Consider the following 21,785-nt stretch of genomic DNA (forward strand, 5'->3'; position numbering starts at 1 on the left):
ACAACAAACACCCATAATTTTTTTCATAACTCCATCAATCACAGAAATGAAACTGAAATCACTAAAATACACAATTTCCCTAGTTACTTTTGGTTTTTCTCTAGTAACCGGTGCTGCCGCACAAGCTGCCTCCATCTCAGTCATTGCCACCGGTTTAGATAACCCGCGCAATCTTGCCTTTGCTCCCGACGGCAGTATTTATGTCACAGAGAGTGGCAAAGGAGGCGACGGTGCAGACGGAAGATGTATTCCTTCTCCGAGTGCCCAATATATTCCTCTGTGTGCGGGTCATACCGGCAAATTAAGCCGCATTACGCTAGATGGTCAAAAACAAACCCTAATTTCCAATCTTCCCTCTTTAGCCCTAACCCCCTCTGGAGAACAAGCGGCTGGGCCAGCAGATATTAAATTTGATAGTCTGGGTAATGCTTACTTATTATTTGGCTATGCTGGCGACCCGAAGCTACGGAATACGACGTTAAAAGAGCCTACTTTGGGACAACTCTACAAATACGACACAAACACCAAGGCTTTAAGCAGTATTTTTGACTTTGCCCAGTATGAAATCGATCATAATCCTGATGGAACTGATCTAATTACTAACCCTTACGCATTGGGTATTAAAGACGATTTGGCTTATGTTGTTGATGGAGGGGGAAATACAATCTATTCTATCGGACTCGACGGAAGCGGACTTAAAGGTAAAGGGGTAGCTGCCTTCCCGCTCCAACCTCTACCGAGTGATGCGGAGTTTCCTCCCTTGCCACCCGGTGAAGGCGCGCCGCCTTTTCAGCCAACCTTACAATCAGTTCCCACCGGTATCGCTTTCGCGCCTGATGGCAGTTTAACGGTGTCAGAATACTCAGCTTTCCCTTATCCTGAAGGGGATGCCCGTATTTTTAAAGTGGACCCCACTACCTTACAAACGCAAGTCCTTTATAATGGCTTTACTCAACTGACGGGTGTCACCTACGACGACAAAGGCAATTTATATGCTCTGCAACATATCAATCAGTCAGAATGGAAAGCCATTGAGCAAGGCGGTAATATCATTGGTGATATCAGTGGTTCGATCATTAAAATTGCCCCTGATGGAACTCGCAAAACGGTGCTTAGTGGTCATGGGTTAGCTGCCGCATCGGGGCTAACTTTTGGACCTGATGGTCGCTTATATACCTCAAACTTTTCTCGACTGGCAGGACAGGGACAAATACTGGCTATTGATCCTACAGCCGTACCGGAACCTAGCACCATATTGGGTGTAGTGCTATTCGGCGTAGGGGCAAGATTTTTCCGCCATAGTCTCAATAAAAAGCAGGAATCTGACAAGGATTAAACGATTGAATCATTAACTGATTAATCATTGTAGGGAGTAGGGTAAAAACCATTAGATTAACTTTAAATGATTCAATCAATTGAAAATTTTTCCCCGCCCCTACAGTTTCTCTTGGCTTTCCCTATTCTTTTTAGTAGAGTTATCACCACCAATTTACACAAGAGTTTTAAGATGAAATTAGTCAAACATATATCTTTAGCCGTCGCCAGTAGCGGATTGATGCTATGCTTCACAGCAGGCAACGCTAAGGCCTTAACCTTAACCTTTGATCGTCAAATTGGCGAACCCGGTTTTGCTCCGGGACAGTTATTTGTTCCCCAAGGGATAGGAGTACAAGACTCAACGGGTGATATTTTTATCAGTAATGGTCGAGGACTGAATCCGGACGGTTCTTTTAACCCGAATGTGGGTAACCGGGTCGATGTATTCAATGCTCAGGGTAACTATCTTCGGTCAGTGGGAAGTGGGAGACAGGGACACGGAGAAGGGCTTGATGAACCCGCCGACCTCAAATTTGATCCCCTGACCGGTAACCTATACGTCGGCGATGTTTTTAACAGTGAAATAGATGTTTATAATCCCAATACAGGGGCATTTATTACCTCTTTTGGTTCATTTGGGGGCCCGGTAGATGGAAGGCTTTTCTTTGGTCCAGGAGGAATGTCATTTAATAAAAATGGTATTTTGTATGTGACTGATTTTAGCGAGGACGTGATTAAAGTCTATGGTAGAGACGGTGAGTTAATTAACACCATTGGTTCTAGTGGTAGCGGACTTGGTCAATTTCTCGGTCCTGCGGGCATCACTATCTCTCCCAACACTGGGAATATTTATGTCAATGACCAATACAATAATCGAGTTCAAGTTCTCAATGCTGAAGGTGATACCTTGTTTGCTTTTGGTACTCGCGGTGACGGACCTGGACAATTTAAGGAACCCATTGGCATCGAAGTAGACGAGAATGAGAATATTTATGTAGCAGATTCTCAGAATAGTCGGGTTCAAGTTTTTGATCAAAACGGGAATTTCCTGACTAGCTTTGGTCAAGCGGCGGCGGCACCTCCACCGGCTTTAGGAGAACCTCCTTTTGGCAACCCCTTAGACCTCACACCAGGTACTTTTAACTGGACTGCCGGATTACACTACGATAATCACAAGCTTTATGTGGGTGATTTCTTCCAAGGTCGGGTTCAGGTATTGAACGTTAACACTACTGCCGTTCCGGAACCGAACACCCTATTAGGTGTCGTGCTATTTGGAGTAGGAACAAGATTCTTTCGTAGAGCGCTTAAGAAAAGGTAATAGGAGTTACGCACTCCCAAATAAAAACAACGATTTTATGTCATCCACCAGCGAAGCGAAGGATCGCGGACCAATCTCAAGCCCTAATGATTTCGTGGAGAGTGCGTAAGTCCTAGGTAAATAGCTTGTAGGGACGTTGCAAATAACGTCTCTACTACTTGAAATTATGCTTAGTGATCAGGATTTATGTGAGTCATTAAATTAATGAAAAAGCCTCTAAAAGTTTTATCCTTTTCTTTTTTAGTTTGGGGTTTAATATGTTTAGTAATACCCGATAAAGCTCATTCATTAAGTTTATCTTTTGTTCGTTTTGCCAGCCATACAGATGAGGGGCTTATCGTAGGCTCAAGTTTAGAGATAACGGGAGCCGGCAACATCTATGCTGTGGATGGATTTAATAATAGTTTACAGGCATTACATCCCTCCTCTGAGTTTTTTTCTATTAACAACAGCCTTTCGCCGGCTAGTAGCAATAACGGAGAGTTTCGTTGGCAAAAATATTTAAGTATAGATAAATCGGGCAATCTTTATCGTTCTAGTCAAATTACTTCTAGTAATGCTAATAATGTTTATGTTGTTGATGGAATCAATAACCAGCTTCAAGCTTTGAGTTTGAGCAATGGGAACCTTCATCTAGTGGATGGGATCAACAACAGCATCAGTGTGTTTAATCCTGCTAGTAACCTGTCAGATTCGTCAGAGAATAATAACCCCCCTAGTCAATTTAGCTGGCTTAAAACTTTAAGTTTAGATCAGACGGGTAAGCCTAAGCAGTCTAATCAAATTCATTTTACTAATGCTAATCATAATTTTTATCCCCTAGATGGTATTAATCAACAATTTCAAGCTCATGTAAGTGAAACACGGGTTAAGAAAAATGATAATTTTTATCTCATAGACGGGATTAATAATCAGTTAAATGTTTTGCCAAATAATTCCGAAATCGTAGATTTTTTAAATAGTTTTAAGCAGACTTATAATTACCATTGGGATTGGGAATCTAATTTTTCCATTGATCAAGATATTAATGGGTTTGCCGATCTTTTGGAAAATTTATCTCAAGCTAATTCATTGGCAAGTCTGGAAAACGGTAAGTTTTATAATGATTTTCTGCCTAATAATTGGCTGGATTTGTTAAAATCAAAAGATAATTTTAATTCTTACCAGGTCAAAAATATTTATTCAGATAGCCCGAAGAATATTTATTTTATCGATGGCATCAATAACCAGATTCAATACTGGCAAGACCTTCAAGTCAACGACAAGGATAATATATATTTAATCAATGGCATTAATTCAAAAGTAGAAATTATTGCCGTTCCGGAATCTTCACCGGTATTAGCTTTAACCTTACTTTTAATGGGATTTATAGCAACTGCCTTGGCGGCTAAGACAAATAACTGATATGATATCGAGTGGAAAACCATTAATAATCTAATGCCCAAACCCTACATTTCCGAGCTACGTCAAAAAATCATTCAAGCCATTGATCTAGATGGCATGAAGAAGATTGAAGTGGATCAAATCTTTCCACTGAGTCGCAAGACAATTAACTTATGTCAGCATACGAAAAAGCCAGCACCCGAGATGACCAAGCTTTCTAACCATCTTGGCGATTGCTATATTGTTGATCGGCTTAAAAAATCTATATATTATGACGATGAATTCTAATCGAATTAATGTAATCAAGTTACTTAATAAATGGCTTTCACGACAGGTTGACACAAAGGCTTTAACCTGGCTAGAAGAAAAGCGGCAACAAATTGCTCAAGGATCTTCAGCGAAAGTATTTTTTCTGGCTTTTAGCGCAGTGCCTCGCCATACCGGCAAAGAAGATTTAAAATTAACCCTTGATGATTGGCAAACCATTGAGGTGATGCGTTCGGGTTGGTGTCCCTACAATTGGAGCATCGATCAAGCCGCTCGCACACTCCTAGCTTTATCAGTTCCGGAGGATAACGCCCAAGAGTATGTACAAACGTTAGAAAAAGTATTTACGGCGGCTGATGTGAGTGAATTAGTTGCTCTTTATCAAGCTTTACCCTTGTTACCTTATCCTGAACAGTATCGCCTGCGTGCGGCTGAGGGAATTCGTAGCAACATGACGGCCGTTTTCAATGCGGTTGCTTTATGTAATCCTTATCCTGCCGAATATTTTGATGATATTGCCTGGAATCAGATGGTATTAAAAGCTTTATTTATCGGGAGTCCACTGAATTTAATTCAAGGACTTGAGAAAAGATCTAACCCCCAACTATCTCAAATGTTAATTGATTATGCCAAAGAAAGATGGGCGGCTAATCGTTCAGTGCCTTCTGAAATTTGGGCAGTGATCAAACCTTATGGTAACGCTTCCATTATTGCAGAATTAGAGCGAATGTTAGCTTATTCGGATAGCCAGTAAGGGGAAGGACTAATAACTAATGACCAATGACTAATGACTAAGGAGTAATTTTATGAACTATATCGATCCTCATATTCACATGAGTTCTCGTACTACTGATGATTATCAAGCCATGCGAGATGCGGGAATTGTAGCAGTTATTGAACCCGCTTTTTGGTTAGGACAACCCCGTACAAGCGTAGCGAGTTTTCAAGATTATTTTAGCAGTCTGGTAGGGTGGGAACGTTTTCGAGCCGGGCAATTTGGGATTCGTCACTATTGCACCATTGGGCTAAACTCAAAAGAAGCCAATAACGAACCCCTCGCCGAAGCCGTTATGGAACTGTTACCGCTATATCTCGGCAAAGAAGGCGTAGTGGCTATTGGTGAAATTGGCTATGATGATATGACCCCGGCAGAAGACAAATATTTCCGTCTTCAGTTGGAATTGGCAAAAGAACTGGATATGCTGGTGTTAATTCATACGCCTCACCGCAATAAAAAAGCCGGCACCAGCTACAGTATGGATGTATGTCTAGAACATGGTTTAAAACCCTCTCAAGTGATTGTAGACCACAACAACGAAGAAACCGTGCAAGAAGTGCTAGACCGGGGCTTTTGGGCGGCGTTTACCATTTATCCTCATACCAAGATGGGCAATGCTCGAATGGTAGAAATTGTTCGTCAATATGGATGTGAGCGCATTATTGTCGATAGTAGTGCAGATTGGGGCATCAGCGATCCTCTAGCCGTACCGAAAACCGCTCAGTTAATGAAAGAAAGAGGCATTCCCGAGGCACATATTAGAGCCGTATGTTATGAAAATGCCCTAGCCGCCTATAGCCAAAGTGGTCAAATGAACGAGCAAGACTGGCTAAATCCTCAACCGGTGGATCAGCGACAGTTATTTAGTGGTAATTCGGTTTTACGGGGACAGAAGCCGCTAATAGAAACCTCAGCCCGTGATTATGTTTTAATTGAATAGACAAAAACTATGCAGCTTCAAGGGATCAAAACTTTTTCCATTCAACATCGGATTTTTGCTTATCTGCAACTGATGCGTCCGGCTAATATTATTACCGCTTGGGCAGACATTTTAGCCGGCTTTACAGTGACGGGAACCTTAACTCACTCAAATTTTTCCTCACTAGGTCTTTTATTACTAGCTACAACCGGGCTTTATGGAGGAGGGATCGTTTTTAACGATGTTTTTGATGCAGATTTAGATGCCCAAGAAAGACCGGAGCGCCCTATTCCTAGCGGACGTGCGAATCGTTTGGGAGCCATTTATTTAGGAACTGCATTATTAATCCTAGGAATTGGGGCGGCGGCACAAGTTTCTCTATCTAGTTTCTTATTAGCCACTGGAATTGCTTTAGCGGCTCTACTGTACGATGCTTGGGGTAAACATCGCCTCCTCATCAGTCCTCTGAATATGGGATTATGTCGAGGCGGTAATTTACTCTTAGGAGTCAGTATCGTACCCGAGTTATTAGTTGAACAGTGGTATATCGCCCTTATTCCCGTAATCTATATAGCCGCCATCACCGCCATGTCTAGGGGAGAAGTGCATGGAGGTAAACATAGCACCGGCATCTTAGCCTTATTGATGTTAAGCGTCGTGCTAGGGAGCTTATGGTGGCTTGGAGCTAAAAACATCCTTAATACCTTACCCTTTTGGCTATTATTCGCCATTCGAGTAGTACCCGCTTGGATTAAAGCCGCTCTGACACCGCAACCGGAATTAATTGGTAAAGCTGTAAAAGCCGGCGTAATCTCTCTAATTCTCTTAGATGCAACCCTAGCCGCCAGTTTCGGAGCCATCATCAACAGCTTACTCATACTAAGCTTACTCCCTCTGTCTCTTCTATTAGCACGACGATTTGCCGTCACCTAAACAGAAGAATATCTGACTCGTACCAAAGCAAAAACACATCCCTATTCATCTGCGGAAAATCACTCTAAACATCTAAACTCAAATGACCATCAGTCTATCCAAAAAACCTCTATTAACTCTCCAACCGATACATCAGAGTGTCCCTGTTACCTTCCACTATGATGTTCACTTTACTAAAGGATTATTTGAATTAGACAATCCCTTATTAGCACAAATCATAGCAGCCGATAACCAATCGAGAATCAAACGAGTGATGGTTATCATCGATTCAGGAGTCTTAAAACATCATCGAAACTTAATAGAAAAACTCGAAACCTATAGCCAACGCTATGAAGAATTATTTACCCTAGCGGCTCAACCCGTCATCGTCATAGGGGGAGAAGCCGCCAAAAACTCACCCAAATTAATAGATAATTTACAGGCTTATATTAATGGAGCCAGATTATGCCGCCATTCTTATATTTTAGCCATTGGTGGCGGAGCGGTGCTGGATCTGGTGGGATATGCTGCGGCTACGGCTCACCGAGGTATTCGTTTAATTAGAATTCCCACCACTGTTTTAGCTCAAAATGATTCGGGTATTGGGGTTAAAAACGGCATTAACGCCTTTGGAAAAAAGAATTTTCTGGGCACTTTTGCGGCTCCTTATGCGGTGTTAAATGATGCTAATTTTTTGACCACTCTTGATGAGCGAGACTGGCGAGGAGGGGTTGCAGAAGCGATTAAGGTGGCTCTCATTAAAGATGCTAATTTTTTTGAGTTTATTAGTAGTTATAGCCAAGCAATTGCTCATCGAGATATGGATATTATGCAACAGGTAATTTATCGTTGTGCCCAGTTGCATCTAGAACATATTGCTAATAGTGGTGATCCTTTTGAAAAGGGTTCTTCTCGTCCTTTGGATTTTGGTCATTGGGCTGCCCATCGCTTGGAACATTTAACGGATTATCGTCTCCGTCATGGTGAAGCGGTGGCTATTGGGATGGCTCTTGATTGTACTTATTCTTATTTGTCTGGGTTGCTTTTGAAAGATGATTGGATGCAGATTTTAAGCACTTTGGTGGCTATTGGTTTTGATTTGTATGTACCTGAGTTGGCTTTAGATAAGGATTTGTTTTTAGGGTTAACTGAGTTTCAAGAACATTTGGGAGGAGAGTTAACGATTACTCTGTTACAAGGTGTTGGGTTAGGCGTTGAAGTTCATGAGGTTGAGCTTGATTTGTATCGACAAGCCATTGGTTTGTTACAGAGTTTCCGCTCTTCTGGTTTCGCGCAGAGACGCTAAGGGTTTTTTTAAGATAATTTTTGGTGGAGTCTATGAAGGTTGGAAAAAATAAGAATTTTCATTTAACTTATTGTACGAATATTCATCCGGGGGAATCTTGGCGGCAAGTTGATTTAAATTTAAGAGAGTATATTCCGACTCTAAAAGCGAGGTTGTCTCCTGATGCTTGTTTTGGTATTGGGTTAAGGTTGGCTGATGTTGCTGCGCGGGAATTGTTGGAGGGGGATAATTTAAAACAGTTTCAGTGTTGGTTAAGCCAAGAGGATTTATATGTGTTTACTTTGAATGGTTTTCCTTTTGGCGGCTTTCATCATCAAGTGGTTAAAGATCAAGTTTATAGCCCAGATTGGTCAAAGCGTTCCCGTCTGACTTATACGTTACGTTTAATTAATATTCTCGCGTCTCTTTTACCGGAGGGGATAGAGGGCAGTATTTCCACTTTGCCGCTATCTTATAAGCCTTGGTGGAGAAATTATAAAGCGGCTTGGGATTCACTTTTTAAAGAAAGTAGTCTTAATTTGGCTTTACTTGTGGCTGAAATGGCAGATATTTATAATAAAACCGGTAAGTTGATTCATTTAAATTTGGAACCTGAACCCGATGGTTTGTTAGAAAATACGGCAGAAATTATTAATTTTTTTGAAGATTGGTTATTACCGATTGGGACGGATTATTTATCGTTTCGTCAGGGGTGTTCTCGCTTGGCGGCTGAATCTATGCTGCGGAAACATATACGTTTGTGTTATGATACTTGTCATTTTGCGGTAGAATATGAGGAGCCACTATCGGTTTTTCAGCGTTGTCAAGCGGCGGGGATTAATATTGGTAAGATTCAATTAAGTGCTGCGATTCGTGCCACTTTAGGGGAAGAAAATCGAGTTAAGGTAAAGGAAAGATTACAACCTTTTGCTGAATCAACTTATTTACATCAAGTGATTGAACAATGGGCTGATGGGAGTTTACATCATTATCCGGATTTAGCAATGGCAATGCGATATTTAGAACAGTCGGCGGCTAAAGAGTGGCGGATTCATTTTCATGTGCCTATTTTTATTGGCAATTATAATATTTTAGAGTCTACTCAAGATGACCTTATTCAGGTTTTAATGTTATTACAAAATAATCCGGTTTGTGAGCATCTTGAAATTGAGACTTATACTTGGGATGTATTGCCCACTGAGATGAAATTGGATTTGTTGACTTCTATTGAACGGGAATATCAGTGGGTAAATTCAATTATAGAAAAAGGTGAAATTCGGAATTGTAGTTTACTCACCGATTAAGTATATTCGGGAATAAAATCTATTTAAAATATAAAATTAAAGGATTTAAAATAATGCAAAAAACTGTTGTTCTTAATGTTGTTGGTTTAACTTCGAGGTTATTAGAACATACTCCGTTTTTATCACAATGGGCATCTAGGGGAAAATTGGCTATGGTTAAGCCCCTATTACCTGCTGTAACTTGTTCGGTACAAGCGACTTATTTAACCGGCAAATGGCCTGATGAGCATGGCATTGTGGGTAATGGTTGGTATTTTCGTTCCGAGTGTGAGGTGAAGTTTTGGCGGCAGTCTAATAAACTGATTCAAGGGCAAAAAATTTGGGATGTGGCTCGTGGTGTTGACCCCAGTTTTACCTGTGCCAATCTTTTTTGGTGGTATAATATGTATTCTGGGGCAGATTATGGAATTACACCACGACCGATGTATCCTGCCGATGGAAGAAAGATTCCTGATATTTATACTAAACCGATTGATATTCGTGAACCTATTCAATCTGAGTTAGGCCAATTTCCGCTTTTTAAGTTTTGGGGGCCTAATACTTCTATTGATTCTACTCGATGGATTGCTGATAGTGCTAAATGGATGGAGGAACGCTACAATCCTAGTTTAACTTTAATTTATTTGCCTCATCTAGATTATTGTTTACAGCGTTTTGGTAATGATTTAAATCAGATTAAAGAAGATTTAGAAGAGATTGATGGGGTTTGCCAAAATTTAATTAATTTTTATGCGGCTCGTGATGCTGAGGTGATTGTATTGTCTGAATATGGCATTACGGACGTATCTAAACCGATTCATTTAAACCGTATTTTACGAGAGGCGGGTTTATTAACGGTACGGGAGGAAATGGGCAAAGAATTATTAGACGCTGGGGCGAGTATTGCTTTTGCTGTGGCAGATCATCAACTGGCTCATGTTTATGTGAATGATCCCAGTTATATTAATAAAGTGCGCGATTTGCTGGAGTCGGCTAATGGGGTGGCAAAGGTATTAGATAAAGAAGAGAAATCTGTTTATCATCTTAATCATTCTCGAGCCGGAGAATTAGTGCTTATTGCTGAGTCTGATGCTTGGTTTACTTATTATTATTGGCTGGATGATAAGCGTGCGCCGGATTTTGCGACAACGGTGGATATTCACCGGAAACCGGGTTATGATCCGGTTGAGTTATTTATCGATCCTCGCCTTAAGTTTCCTCAGTTAAAAGTGGGTTTAAATTTGTTGAAGAAGCGGCTTGGTTTTCGTTATTTAATGGATGTTATTTCTTTAGATGCTTCTTTAGTAAGGGGTTCTCATGGCTGTTTACCTTCGTTGTTGAGCGATAGTCCGGTTTTTATTACTCAAAATTCAGGATTAGTTAATGCTAATAAAATTGAAGCTATAGAGGTTTTTTCTTTGATTTTACAACATTTGTGGCAATAATATTTTCTGGGGAGAGAAGGCAGGCGGCAGTGGTTCTTGGCTATAGTTAATCTGTGAGTAAACTACAATTCCTACTGTTGCCTGTTGGGGTGTTCCCTATTTCCTATTTAGGGCAAAATGCTGTTTAATCACATCCCATCCGGAGCAATGCCAATAGTCTACATGAGAAATAATCAGATTATTGTCATCAAGCGTTAACTCACTTCTACCGGGAATAGCAATACGGGGTTGCCAAGGTAGGGGAGTTGTCCAATGGAGAGTCCATTCGGTATAAATAATGTTCTGTTTTTGATAAATATCATGGAGATCCATTTTAATTTGTTTAAACCAAGTGGCCATGAACTGAATCATTTCTTGGTAGCGCTTAATTCCCCGAAATTCGTTCACTGGGTCTTTAAAATAGACGTTAGCCCCATAAATGTGATAAGTCTGGTTCACGGGAAAACGCTGATAGTCGTCTTTGAGAATTTCTAATATATTCATCTTTTTTTCGCTCCAAATTAAATAATGTTGATGATCTTAGCTTGCCGCCTATGGGGTGGTGATAGAAAAATTGTAAATTTGGGCATTATAGTAAAAAATACTGACTTCAATGATATGAATAACGAGGCTATTAAACGTTATCAAGATTTACAAGTCTATCAAAAGGCTTTTGAAGCAGCGATGCAAATTTTTGAGTTATCTAAGCAGTTTCCTCTTGAAGAGAAAGAGGCACTCATTGAACCCATACGTCGATCTTCTCGTTGTGTCTGTACTAATTTGGCCAAAGCTTGGCATAAACGCCGCTTTCACAATGGTTTTGTGGCTAAATTAAATGATTCACAAGTCGAAGCCGCAGAAACGCAAACCTGGCTTGAATTTGCTGTTAAATGTAATTATATAAATGTTGAAGCAGGCCGAGAACTATACAGAACTTACAACTGTATTTTAGAAATGCTGATTAACTTGATCCAACACTCTGAACAATGGACTGTGCCCAAATCTTAAAATTTTCTTAATTTTGAGCGAATTACAGGATAAAATACTAGATAGTTCTCATAAATTTTGCTCACACTTGGAGTGTGACAGTTTAAAAACTGTCCTTAAGAGGCCATTAATTTTAACTATACTTAGATATCATACGGGGTGTGTGTGAGGAGCAAGAACGAGCAGTACAAAAACCTTGGGGTCGAAACACGGCAAGACTCCCAGGGTTTTTGTGATCTGTATACGTTTATATCCACTATATCCACATATCATAGATTTCCCAAATGGCACCGAGTCCGATAATCCCAGGATAAGACAAGCTTGCTTCTTCAATTTGAGAGGTATGAGCAGATGGCTGGGGGTTTTGGGATTTTTTGAACATTTTTCTGCTGAATTTTGCTAAAAATTGCCACATAACGGTTACCTCTATATTCTTTTAGATGTCAAAATTATTTAGTCTAGATGTTTTTTGATTTAAAAGAAAATTCCTGAAAATCCTGGTATGCATTAGTAGATTTCCTGAAGCTGGCTATGCTACTAGGGGAGTTTTAGGTAATTTCTCTTAAATTATATTATCTTAGCGTAACACTCGTTTAAAAGTTTCCGCAAGAGGTAAGAAGAAATTGCCCTACTTTCTATTCCCTGAATAAGTTTTGTTAAAATAACAATCATTCATTAAATTTTCATTAACACAAACAGAAAATGATTACTGTTGAACAACTGAGTAATTCTACCGAGCCGTTTTCGGAAATCCCTCTATGGGAAGTTATTCATGAAATTCCAGGAAGAATGAGAGTACGTCTTCTTTGGTTACAAGAATATCCTTCTTTACATGAACCGGTTGAAACGGCGATCAAGAATCTAGATTTTGTTGATGAAGTACGCTTAAGTCTGATCAATAACTCAATTATTATTCATTACAACAGTGATAAAATTTCCCCACAGCTTTTTCGGATAAAGCTCTTTAAAATTTTTGCTTCCCTGACTCCTACAAGCTGGCTATCTGCTTATCTGGAAAATTTAGAAAAGCGTAAGCTGATTTTAGATAACAATACTGATTTTACAGCCTTTTTGACCGACAGTTGGAACCAAAATAAGCAACAAATTTTAAGCGGCATTGGCACCGCCAGTCTAGTTATTGGGGGGATATTAGTCCCTCTTCCTTTAGTTCCAGGATGGCCGCTTTTACTTTTAGGAAGTTACTGCCTTAAATTGGCCACTGAAGCCGAAAATTCCCCGACTACGACCTAAAGAGTCTCAATAATCTAACAAAAGGCGGATACTATCAGCCGATACACTGACTTTAACAGCTTCGCCCGCTTGATATTGCTGAAGATAACTCCGATGAATATTCTGCTGGCGAATGGTAATCAAATGTTGTTCACCCAGTCGGACAACATATCTAGTATCTGTGCCTATATAAACGACTTCTTCTACTTTTCCTAACCAACTAGATTGGGGTGCGGAACGAGTTCCGAACTGATCTTCATGGTTAGCAGGATAAAGGGTGGCTTTTTCAGGACGGATCACTAAATTAACTGCTTGATCTATTGCTATTTTTTCGCCATAGGGCACTGTGATCATTAACTGATTATCTATTAAAACGAGCAATTCGTCTTCTTGCTGTTTCACCACCCGCCCCCTTAAAATATTAGTCTCTCCTATAAAATCAGCAACAAAGTGTGAGGTCGGTTCTTCATAAATTTCTACTGGTGTTCCCACCTGTAAAATTTTTCCTTTATTCATTACGGCAATTCTGTCTGACATGGTTAAAGCTTCTTCTTGATCATGCGTGACGTAGATAAAGGTAATTCCTACCTGTTGCTGCATCTGTTTTAGTTCTAGCTGCATCTGTTTGCGTAGTTTTAAATCTAATGCGCCTAGAGGTTCATCTAATAGCAGTACCTTGGGTTTTTTTACTAATGCTCGGGCTAAGGCGACTCTTTGTTGTTGTCCTCCGGATAATTGCCTGGGATAGCGTTTTTCATATCCGACTAATTTCACCATTTCTAATACTTCTGTGACTTGTGTCCGAATTTTTGCACGGGGGATCTTCTCCATTTCTAAGCCAAAGGCGACATTTTCAGCGACGGTTAAATGGGGAAAAAGAGCATAATTTTGAAAGACGGTATTCACAGGGCGATGAAAAGGCGGGCGTTTTTCCATCGCTTGTCCCTCTATATAAATTTCTCCAAAGGTGGGCAGTTCAAATCCTGCTATCATGCGTAAAGTGGTGGTTTTTCCACACCCAGAAGGGCCTAACAAAGAGAAGAATTCTCCTTGAGCTATTTCTACATTAATCTGCTCTACCGCTAAGAATTCTCGATTTTGAGTTCCTTTAAAACTTTTAGAAACATTGACTAACTCCACAGCTTTCATGTGTTTCCCCTCGGTTAATGCTATTTACCTACACCTATTTTTACTTCTGTCCAGGCTTCATCATATAACCTGGTTGCATCCCCTATGTCTTTAATATAGGTTAATTTTTTTAAAATTTCTGGCGGAGGATAAATATTGGGATTTTTTAATTCTGACTCATGAATAAGTCCTTTTTCAATGGCTACTTTATTAGGACTTCCATATTTAATAAAATTGGAAATTTTGGCACTGATTTCTGGCTCAAAAAGAAAATTAATAAATTTTTCGGCTGTGTCTTTATGGGGGGCATTTTTGGCTATGGCTATGTTATCAATCCAAATAATAGAGCCTTCTTGGGGAATTGCATAACGAATGTTTGGGTTTTCTTCCATCAGTTGAAAAATATCGCCGCTCCATTCTACGGCTACATCAACTTGCCCTTGATCCAGTAATACTTGTCCTGTGTCTGGGGCAAAAGCGGCTATAGTATCTCGATGTTTAATCAGATAATCTTTAGCTTGATTGATTTCTTTAGGATTTGTGGTATTGGGGTCATAACCTAAATAAATTAATACGGCTCCTAGCATACTCCGTAATTCATCCATTAGGGCCACTCTTTGCCGATATTTAGAATCAAAGATTGCTTCCCAACTGTTAAGCTCTTTGCCAGTTGCTTTGAGATTATAACCTAGCCCCATTGTGCCCCATTGATAGGGTAAGCTATACTGATTCCCGGGATCAAATGGAGTATTTAAAAATTTTGAATCGAGATTTTTAACGTTGGGAATATTGGCTAAATTCAGTTTTTCTAATAAGCCTTCTTTCCTCATGATAGTTACCATATAATCACTGGGAAAAATTAGATCATAGCCAGGATTACCGGGTTTGAGTTTGGCATAGAGATCATCCACGCTTTCAAAGGTATCATATTTAATTTTAACGCCAAATTTTTTCTCAAATTCGCTGAGAATTTCGGGATCTATGTAAGTAGACCAATTATAAATACTCAGGGCGGCTGTTTTAGCGTTATTGGTGATCGTTGAATTTTGATTTGTACAGCCTACCATCAGTAGAGCGGTAACCATCAGTACCATGACAATAAACAAGATTTTTTTCATGTTATCTCCGTTCAAAGAGGAAGGGGGTTTAGTGAGGTTTGATCGCCTTGCTTAAAAAAGAAAAGGGTAACCCGAAAAATTCCTCGCTCAAAAATCATAACTTACCAACTTTGATCAGAACTTCTTGCCAAGCTTGATCATATAATTTTGTTGCTTCACCTACATCTTTAAGATAGGTCAATCGATTAAATATTTCAGGTGAAGGATAGATGCCGGGATTATTCAAATCTTCTAGATTGATCAATTTTTTATTCACTGATGTTTGATTAGGGCTACCATATTTGGTATGATTAGCTATTTTAGCACTGATTTCTGGTTCAAAAACAAAATTAATAAACTTTTCAGCTAAGGCTTTATGGGGAGAAGTTTTTAACAGGGTAATATTATCAATCCAAATTAGAGAACCTTCTTGAGGAATTACGTAGTCTAAATTAGGGTTTTTTGTTTGGTATTTTAAAATATCTCCATTCCAGGCCACTGCTAGAGCGACTATTCCTTGGTTTAGTAAAATTTCTCCTTTTTCTGAAAAACTCTCAATTAAATCTTTTTGGCGAATTAAAAAATTTTTGGCTTGAGCAATTTCATCAGAGTTACTGGTATTGGGATTATAGCCTAAATAAATCAGGATTACTCCTAACATACTTCTTGACTCGTTAACTAAGGCTATTTTATTTTTTGAGTGAGAATTAAAAATTTCAGACCAGGTTTTTATTTTACCGATTTTCTCAATATTATAGCCTATGCCCATAGTTCCCCATTGATAGGGCAGACTATATTGATTATTAATATCAAAATCCTGATTAAGAAATTTCGGATTAATATGTTTTAGATTGACGATTTTTGTTAAATTTATGGGTTGTAAATAACCTTCTTTGGCTAAAATAGACACCATGTAATCACTGGGAAAAACTAAATCATATTTTGTGTTTGCTTGATGTAATTTTTTATACAATTCGTCGTTGGTGTCGAAGGTTTCGTAGCTAATTTTAACCTGATAGCGTTTTTCAAATTCTTGGAGGATTTCTGGATCAATATAGCTTGACCAATTATAAATATTGAGAACGAGTGGATGGTTTGACAAATAAACTTTATTTTCAGGGAGACATCCGACACATAGGATAAGACTAAAAATAAAAAAACATAAAATTTTGAATAGTTGTTTCATAATCTTTTGAAATATTCTATAATATTTTTACCTGCCTGTAATTTAATAAAAATTAAATATTTTGCTGGTGATCATTGATTGATTGGTGAAATGCAAATGGTTCAACTTATCCCCCAAATAGCCCTCGGCAAGTATTTATATTTAGAAGATTTTTGTACTTGTAGTATAACCTATAAAAATTATGCTGATAAAATAGATATTTTACCTAAAAACCCGGCTAGTCTTGAAGCGTTAAAATCTCTAACTATAAAAATCCTTGATCCAATTATAGATCATTTTGGTATAGATAAATTTAAATTAACTTATGGGTTTTGCTCGGCAGATTTAAAACGATACTTAAATCAAAAAGATCCTATCACGGGTAAAAAAAATGGTCGAATAGACCCCAGTCGAGATCAACATATCGCTCATGAAATGAATAAAAATGGTAAATATTATTGTGAAAGATTAGGAGCGGCTTGTGATTTTTTAATTGTTGACTTTAAGAGCGGTCATCTGGTGGACTGGATTTTAGAGCAACAGTTGCCTTTTGATTCTCTCTATTTTTATGGGGAAAATAGACCCATTCATATTAGTTATGGCCCTCAACATAAACGAGATATTTGGGCTTTTACTGCCACTGGACAACCGACCAAAAAAGGCATTGAAGATTGGGTTAAATTGGCTAAAATGATTAAGCTTTAAAATTCATAATTGAGGTACATAGCCGCTATTTATTTAGGACTCATTTGGGTTTATTTCTTCGGTTTCTCTTCTTTTCCTTTCCCGTTGTCGAGTTTTGATTTGGGCACGTAATAATTTAACTTTGTAAGGATCGGCATCTTTGGCCCATTGAAGAGTATGGCCTTTAATCGTGGCACAGTGTTCTTTTAAACAATTTAACCATCCTTGAAGGCGGCTAATAGTTTTAAAATCATCTAATAAGCCCCAATCTTTTTCTTGTTGAGTCAATCTAGCAAACTTTTCATAGAGAGGATAATCCGAATTTACTAATAAATCTTTTTCGGATAATATTGGCGGGTTACGCTCCTCAGAAAAATCCCGATAATGAACTTGTAAATCACTTAAATAAATCTGCATAGATGTATGTAGAGTTGGATGAGATACCCGATCAAAATCGGGATAAAATAGATAGGTTATTTTGGGATGACGATAAGAAAATTGTATTAAATTTGCATCTTCTAACCGTCCTACTGTCCGAGAGGCACACCCTTCATATAGCCGCAGTAAAGTCGGTAAACTTTCTAAGGCACTAATATGAATTAATAGAGAATTTTTTAACTTTTTGCCAACGGGACTGCTTTGACATAGTTGGGCTATTTTGTCTAAATCCCGTAAACGGGTTAACATGAGATCAGCTAATAAACAAGCTTGCTGATATCCCCCAAATAAACCTTTTAAATCTTCTCTGACATGAGTAGCTAGTTCTCGCGAACTGGGGCGATGAGTAAACTTACTTAAGGCTAAATATAATAATAAGTCTTGACGACGCTTTTCTGTGATTGCTTCCCAGTCTTCTAATTTAGTCACTTGTAACACCACCTCAAACCCACGACGTATGGTTTTAAATTCGTCTTTTAACTCAGATTCATTTTCTAATTCTCCTTTTACTGGAAGACGGCCTCTTTCGGTGAAAAATTTCATTAAGGGAGTTAACAAGTCTTCATAATCATAGAAGTGTTTTAGCTGTTTTTGGATAGGAGGTGTGGTGGCACGCGAATGAAAGCGAGATACCCGAAAAGCTTCTGCGGCAGATGCTGAGCGAAATACCAAATAAATACCTAATCCAAGGGGTATAGCATCCACATTAAGCACTTGATCTATATAAATTTTCAGTTCTTCTTGCTGATAATATTTTTGAAATGTATTACGACGGGTAATGATGCCATCTCCATAAACCACTATCCCGCGATCACAATCATCAATTAACACTTGAGCCGCTACAATTAAAACTTGACGAGTTAATTCCCAAGCTTTGATTAAGGCTGTACGTCTTTCTTCAAGGTCCTCAATCACATTAATAATATAGCCCAAATTCACAATATCTGCGGCGATCAAAGGGCTTTCAGGACGATAATAGGGGTCCCATCCCTGACTTTCATATCCTTGTTTAGCGATGCGTTCGATGTCTCCCCCATAGCCGCATCCGTAATCAAAAAACGTAGTCACCCCAGGAGTAAATAAACCCGACTCTAAGGCCAAACGTACTGGACGGGAGAGGGTTTTGCGAACAATGGCGGCTTTGTGACGTTCTATAAAAACCGGTTTGCCGGGTTTATTGGATAATGGACAAACTAAATAATGTCCTTCAAAAGCAATGGCGTGATGATTGAGGCGGTTTTCCCAGTCTTGAAGGGTTCCAATATAACGAGAATTATCTAACAATCCCAAGGCGATCTCTGAACGGGTGAGGTGAGCAAATTCTTGATAATGGGGATAAGAAGGTGTAACAAAAGTTTCTTTACGATGAAGGATGGGAGGATTATCTGAGTTGCTATAGTCCCATTCGTTAAATAACAATGTTTCCATATCCACTACGATACTGCGTTTTAAAGCAGGATGCGGATTTTGGTCGAAGTCAGGATAAAAAAGATAGGATATTTTCGGTTTGTCAATGCTAAATTTGATTAAAGTTGCTCTATTAATAATTTCAGTTATTCGAGCCAGACGTTCATATTCTTGTAAGACTTTATCTAAACTAGATAAGGCACAAGTGTGTATGTATAGCGCGTTCGGTAACAATTTACCCACTGAGCTATTTTGACATTTAAAGACAATCTCATTAAATTGCTCTGGAATATAAAACAAGGCAGTCTGTCATTAGGGATTATTCAAGACTTTAAATTTTTGTTAAGAGCTTGGCTTTTTAACTTTGGCAAAGGTAATTTATATCTGTAATATTACAGAACGTTCTGTAATCAATGATACAATCGCTACTTCCTAAGAAAATTTTAAAAGTTATACACCAAGTTATACGTTACATTAACGTTACTTTTACATCAAGAAAAACAGACGTAGTTAATAATAGGTATCATATCAAGGTCAAAGATCAGACAGAACTCATTCAACCGGAGAGTATAACATTATGGAATTAAATAGTAAAACTCATCAACTAGAGTACGTTTATCGCAATGAACTGATTAAAGCCGGCGTAGATCCTCATAAAGCCACTCAAGCGGCTAAAACCATGACAGAAAAGGAATTGCTCCTCATCGGCGAGATTTGGGAACAATGGGGAAATGTTTTAGCTAAAAGCGAACAAACTGTTTTAGCTAGTTGACGAGTTTTGAGATTTTGACTACCCTGGTTTAACCGCTTCCCCATCCGGGAATGAAACTTAATCATCTTAATTTTGACAAAACACAGTTAGGAGCTAACCCTCCCACTATTGCCCTACTATCGGGCGAATCACAACGCTCACACTACATTGCCCAGACCTATCTTCAAAATGCTTGTTTGTTGTCAGATTCTCGCGGGTTATCAAGTTACCTCGGTCTTTTAGCTAATGGTAAGCCGGTATTAGCCGCTACCAGTGGTATAGGCTCTCCTTCCCTCAGTATTGTTGTTAATGAGTTAATTCAGGTTGGCATTCGAAAAATCATCCGAGTGGGAACTTGTGGTTCTATACAACCTCATGTTTCAGTCGGTAGTATCGTCATTTCCAGCGCGGCTTTGTGCAGACAAGGGGCAGCCCTGGATATTGCTCCAGTGGAGTATCCTGCTGTTGCTGATCCTTTTGTGACGGTTGCTTTGGTTGAGGCCGCCGCCGAGTTACAAGTGAGCTATCACTTAGGAATTACGGCTTCTGTGGACACTTTCTATGAGGGACAGGAACGCTTTGCTTCTTCAGCTAACCCGCGCTTACAGAGGTGGCTAGAGGGCATTACCCAAGAATATCGCAACTTAAACATTTTGAATTATGAAATGGAGGCCGGCACGCTGTTTAAAATGGCAGGGGTATATGGGTTTGCGGCGGGATGTGTTTGTGCTGTGATAGCTCAACGCACAGAAACCGAAGACCTGCTCTTCGCTCAAAAAGATGCCGCCGTTGATAAAGCGATTCAGGTTGCTATTCGGGCGATCGAAAATAGTCAATAGTCAATAGTCAATAGTCTAGGGTTAGAATTTTAAACCTTTACGGGTGAGTATTTTCTCTTATCTCCTAATGACTAATGACTGTTGACATTTTGGGTTTTTTTTTGGTAGCTTATACGTAGTCGTTATGAGTTTGAGTTAATCCAGGCTCAAGGGAGACAGTTAAAAATGGTTAAAATAGTGGGAATTAATGGAAGTTTGCGTACAGGTTCTTACACGGCTAAAGCTTTAGATCTAGCTGCCACAAGAATTGAAGCGTTAGGGGCAGAGGTAGAAGTCTTGGATTTACGAAAGATGTCACTGCCATTTTGTAATGGTGAAGATGAATACCCCACCTATCCAGATGTAGAAAAGCTTCGCAATGCTGTTAAAGACGCGGATGGGTTAATCTTGGCAACACCGGAATATCATGGGAGTGTAAGCGGCGTGCTGAAAAATGCGCTAGATCTCATGAGTTTTGAGCATTTAGCGGGTAAAGTTACAGGTTTAATCAGTGTTTTAGGTGGGCAATCTAATAGTAATGCGCTTAATGATTTGAGAATAATTGTCCGGTGGGTTCATGGTTGGGTCATTCCTGAACAAATTGCCCTAGGACAAGCTTGGAAGGCGTTTAATGATGAGGGTAAGTTGTTGGATGAGAAACTCTCTCAACGCTTTGATGAATTTGCTCAAAGTTTAGTGGATAATACTCGCAAAATTCGCGGGGTTTCTTAGAGACTGTTGATCAATAAAACATTAAGTAGGGTGGGTTACGCTATGCTAATACACCCTACAGTAGCCTAGCGATTTACTTTACAAACAGTCTCTCCACTGTGGGGAATTTTAATTACCTAATATAAACCTACCTTTAAGAAGAGGGATCGCCGCATTAAAACCGTTAATTTAAGAAGTAATACTACTAATGAATTACTGCTTTGAGGATAAAAAATGAGTAGTAGCCAAACCAGCCAGAACAGCCGAGATAAACTTAATCCTGACAGTCAAGACCTGTCTCAATCTTATCAGCCTGAAGAAGGAGCTTATGATGAACAAGAACAACAAGAACAATATAGCCGCTCGTCCACTGAACGACGGGATTACTCTTCACAAGACATTACGGAAGCTCCAGAAGAAGCATAATCAATCCAACTCTTGTTTATTGTTTAATATTTTACTTTTAACAAATTTCCTTCC

23 protein-coding genes are annotated in these 21,785 nt (G+C 39.2%); 17 read left to right on the top strand and 6 right to left on the bottom strand.

The window, feature by feature from the left end:
• The first annotated feature begins 46 nt into the window (after nt 1-46).
• The 10 genes from CYAN7822_RS11730 (at nt 47) to CYAN7822_RS11775 (ending at nt 10,910) form a co-directional block, all read left to right on the top strand.
• The gene (locus CYAN7822_RS11730) at nt 47-1,336 is read left to right on the top strand and encodes a ScyD/ScyE family protein (RefSeq protein ID WP_013322487.1); all 1,290 of its coding nucleotides are present in this window, start codon (nt 47-49) and stop codon (nt 1,334-1,336) included.
• 171 nt (nt 1,337-1,507) lie between these two features.
• Nucleotides 1,508-2,638, top strand: coding sequence for a scytonemin biosynthesis PEP-CTERM protein ScyF (gene scyF, locus CYAN7822_RS11735; RefSeq protein ID WP_041933666.1), 1,131 nt, complete (start codon nt 1,508-1,510; stop codon nt 2,636-2,638).
• A 204-nt stretch (nt 2,639-2,842) separates the two neighbouring features.
• A complete protein-coding gene (locus tag CYAN7822_RS11740) occupies nt 2,843-4,042 on the top strand; it encodes an NHL repeat-containing protein (RefSeq protein ID WP_013322489.1) in 1,200 nt (399 codons plus the stop codon).
• Between the two features lie 33 nt (nt 4,043-4,075).
• Nucleotides 4,076-4,309 carry a hypothetical protein gene (locus tag CYAN7822_RS40490; protein WP_013322490.1) on the top strand — a complete coding sequence of 78 codons (234 nt, stop codon included), beginning with the start codon at nt 4,076-4,078 and terminating at the stop codon, nt 4,307-4,309.
• Nucleotides 4,299-5,042: an EboA family metabolite traffic protein gene (locus CYAN7822_RS11750; RefSeq protein WP_157871806.1), complete on the top strand. Its 744-nt coding sequence runs from the start codon at nt 4,299-4,301 to the stop codon at nt 5,040-5,042. Before CYAN7822_RS40490 ends, CYAN7822_RS11750 begins: the two co-directional genes overlap by 11 nt.
• 52 nt (nt 5,043-5,094) lie before the next feature.
• Entirely contained in the window at nt 5,095-6,006 is a 912-nt protein-coding gene (locus tag CYAN7822_RS11755) for a TatD family hydrolase (RefSeq protein WP_013322492.1), read from the top strand.
• Nucleotides 6,007-6,015: 9 nt separating this feature from the next.
• The gene (eboC, locus tag CYAN7822_RS11760) at nt 6,016-6,918 is read left to right on the top strand and encodes a UbiA-like protein EboC (RefSeq protein WP_013322493.1); all 903 of its coding nucleotides are present in this window, start codon (nt 6,016-6,018) and stop codon (nt 6,916-6,918) included.
• 82 nt (nt 6,919-7,000) lie between these two features.
• Nucleotides 7,001-8,203, top strand: coding sequence for a 3-dehydroquinate synthase (locus CYAN7822_RS11765; RefSeq protein ID WP_013322494.1), 1,203 nt, complete (start codon nt 7,001-7,003; stop codon nt 8,201-8,203).
• Nucleotides 8,204-8,235: 32 nt separating this feature from the next.
• Nucleotides 8,236-9,486 (top strand): metabolite traffic protein EboE, encoded by a 1,251-nt coding sequence (gene eboE / locus CYAN7822_RS11770; RefSeq protein ID WP_013322495.1) that lies wholly within the window; start codon nt 8,236-8,238, stop codon nt 9,484-9,486.
• 53 nt (nt 9,487-9,539) lie between these two features.
• Entirely contained in the window at nt 9,540-10,910 is a 1,371-nt protein-coding gene (locus tag CYAN7822_RS11775; RefSeq protein WP_013322496.1) for an alkaline phosphatase family protein, read from the top strand.
• A 96-nt stretch (nt 10,911-11,006) separates the two neighbouring features.
• Here the strand turns inward: CYAN7822_RS11775 and CYAN7822_RS11780 are convergent, their stop codons facing one another.
• The gene (locus tag CYAN7822_RS11780; RefSeq protein WP_013322497.1) at nt 11,007-11,393 is read right to left on the bottom strand and encodes a C6orf136 family protein; all 387 of its coding nucleotides are present in this window, start codon (nt 11,391-11,393) and stop codon (nt 11,007-11,009) included.
• A gap of 114 nt (nt 11,394-11,507) precedes the next feature.
• Here CYAN7822_RS11780 and CYAN7822_RS11785 point away from each other — a divergent pair, with 114 nt between their 5' ends.
• Nucleotides 11,508-11,897 carry a four helix bundle protein gene (locus CYAN7822_RS11785; RefSeq protein ID WP_013322498.1) on the top strand — a complete coding sequence of 130 codons (390 nt, stop codon included), beginning with the start codon at nt 11,508-11,510 and terminating at the stop codon, nt 11,895-11,897.
• A 235-nt stretch (nt 11,898-12,132) separates the two neighbouring features.
• Here the strand turns inward: CYAN7822_RS11785 and CYAN7822_RS40175 are convergent, their stop codons facing one another.
• Nucleotides 12,133-12,258 (bottom strand): hypothetical protein, encoded by a 126-nt coding sequence (locus CYAN7822_RS40175; protein ID WP_280989998.1) that lies wholly within the window; start codon nt 12,256-12,258, stop codon nt 12,133-12,135.
• Between the two features lie 320 nt (nt 12,259-12,578).
• Here CYAN7822_RS40175 and CYAN7822_RS34540 point away from each other — a divergent pair, with 320 nt between their 5' ends.
• Complete coding sequence (locus tag CYAN7822_RS34540) at nt 12,579-13,127, top strand: HMA2 domain-containing protein (RefSeq protein ID WP_013322500.1); 549 nt, start codon at nt 12,579-12,581, stop codon at nt 13,125-13,127.
• A gap of 6 nt (nt 13,128-13,133) precedes the next feature.
• Here CYAN7822_RS34540 and CYAN7822_RS11795 read toward each other — a convergent pair whose 3' ends face one another.
• The 3 genes from CYAN7822_RS11795 to CYAN7822_RS11805 all read right to left on the bottom strand — a co-directional run bounded on the left by CYAN7822_RS11795 (nt 13,134) and on the right by CYAN7822_RS11805 (nt 16,433).
• Nucleotides 13,134-14,255, bottom strand: coding sequence for an ABC transporter ATP-binding protein (locus CYAN7822_RS11795; protein ID WP_013322501.1), 1,122 nt, complete (start codon nt 14,253-14,255; stop codon nt 13,134-13,136).
• A gap of 20 nt (nt 14,256-14,275) precedes the next feature.
• Nucleotides 14,276-15,352 carry an ABC transporter substrate-binding protein gene (locus CYAN7822_RS11800; protein WP_013322502.1) on the bottom strand — a complete coding sequence of 359 codons (1,077 nt, stop codon included), beginning with the start codon at nt 15,350-15,352 and terminating at the stop codon, nt 14,276-14,278.
• Nucleotides 15,353-15,446: 94 nt separating this feature from the next.
• A complete protein-coding gene (locus CYAN7822_RS11805) occupies nt 15,447-16,433 on the bottom strand; it encodes a polyamine ABC transporter substrate-binding protein (RefSeq protein ID WP_342635700.1) in 987 nt (328 codons plus the stop codon).
• A gap of 201 nt (nt 16,434-16,634) precedes the next feature.
• On the opposite strand from CYAN7822_RS11805, the gene CYAN7822_RS11810 reads away from it, so the two are divergent.
• On the top strand, nt 16,635-17,201 hold the full coding sequence (locus tag CYAN7822_RS11810) for a hypothetical protein (RefSeq protein WP_216701600.1): 567 nt from the start codon (nt 16,635-16,637) through the stop codon (nt 17,199-17,201).
• Between the two features lie 33 nt (nt 17,202-17,234).
• On the opposite strand, the gene CYAN7822_RS11815 is transcribed toward CYAN7822_RS11810, so the two are convergent.
• Nucleotides 17,235-19,316 (bottom strand): DNA phosphorothioation-associated putative methyltransferase, encoded by a 2,082-nt coding sequence (locus CYAN7822_RS11815; protein WP_063820738.1) that lies wholly within the window; start codon nt 19,314-19,316, stop codon nt 17,235-17,237.
• A 286-nt stretch (nt 19,317-19,602) separates the two neighbouring features.
• Between CYAN7822_RS11815 and CYAN7822_RS11820 the strand changes: the two genes are divergently transcribed.
• From CYAN7822_RS11820 to CYAN7822_RS11835, 4 genes are all read left to right on the top strand, one after another.
• Nucleotides 19,603-19,797: a hypothetical protein gene (locus CYAN7822_RS11820; protein WP_013322506.1), complete on the top strand. Its 195-nt coding sequence runs from the start codon at nt 19,603-19,605 to the stop codon at nt 19,795-19,797.
• Nucleotides 19,798-19,847: 50 nt separating this feature from the next.
• Nucleotides 19,848-20,615, top strand: a complete 768-nt coding sequence (locus CYAN7822_RS11825; protein WP_013322507.1) for a nucleoside phosphorylase — start codon at nt 19,848-19,850, stop codon at nt 20,613-20,615.
• Nucleotides 20,616-20,780: 165 nt separating this feature from the next.
• A complete protein-coding gene (locus tag CYAN7822_RS11830; protein ID WP_013322508.1) occupies nt 20,781-21,326 on the top strand; it encodes an NADPH-dependent FMN reductase in 546 nt (181 codons plus the stop codon).
• Between the two features lie 213 nt (nt 21,327-21,539).
• Complete coding sequence (locus CYAN7822_RS11835) at nt 21,540-21,731, top strand: hypothetical protein (RefSeq protein WP_013322509.1); 192 nt, start codon at nt 21,540-21,542, stop codon at nt 21,729-21,731.
• Nucleotides 21,732-21,785: the final 54 nt, after the last annotated feature.

The sequence above is a fragment of the Gloeothece verrucosa PCC 7822 genome, from assembly GCF_000147335.1.
Taxonomy (GTDB): domain Bacteria; phylum Cyanobacteriota; class Cyanobacteriia; order Cyanobacteriales; family Microcystaceae; genus Gloeothece; species Gloeothece verrucosa.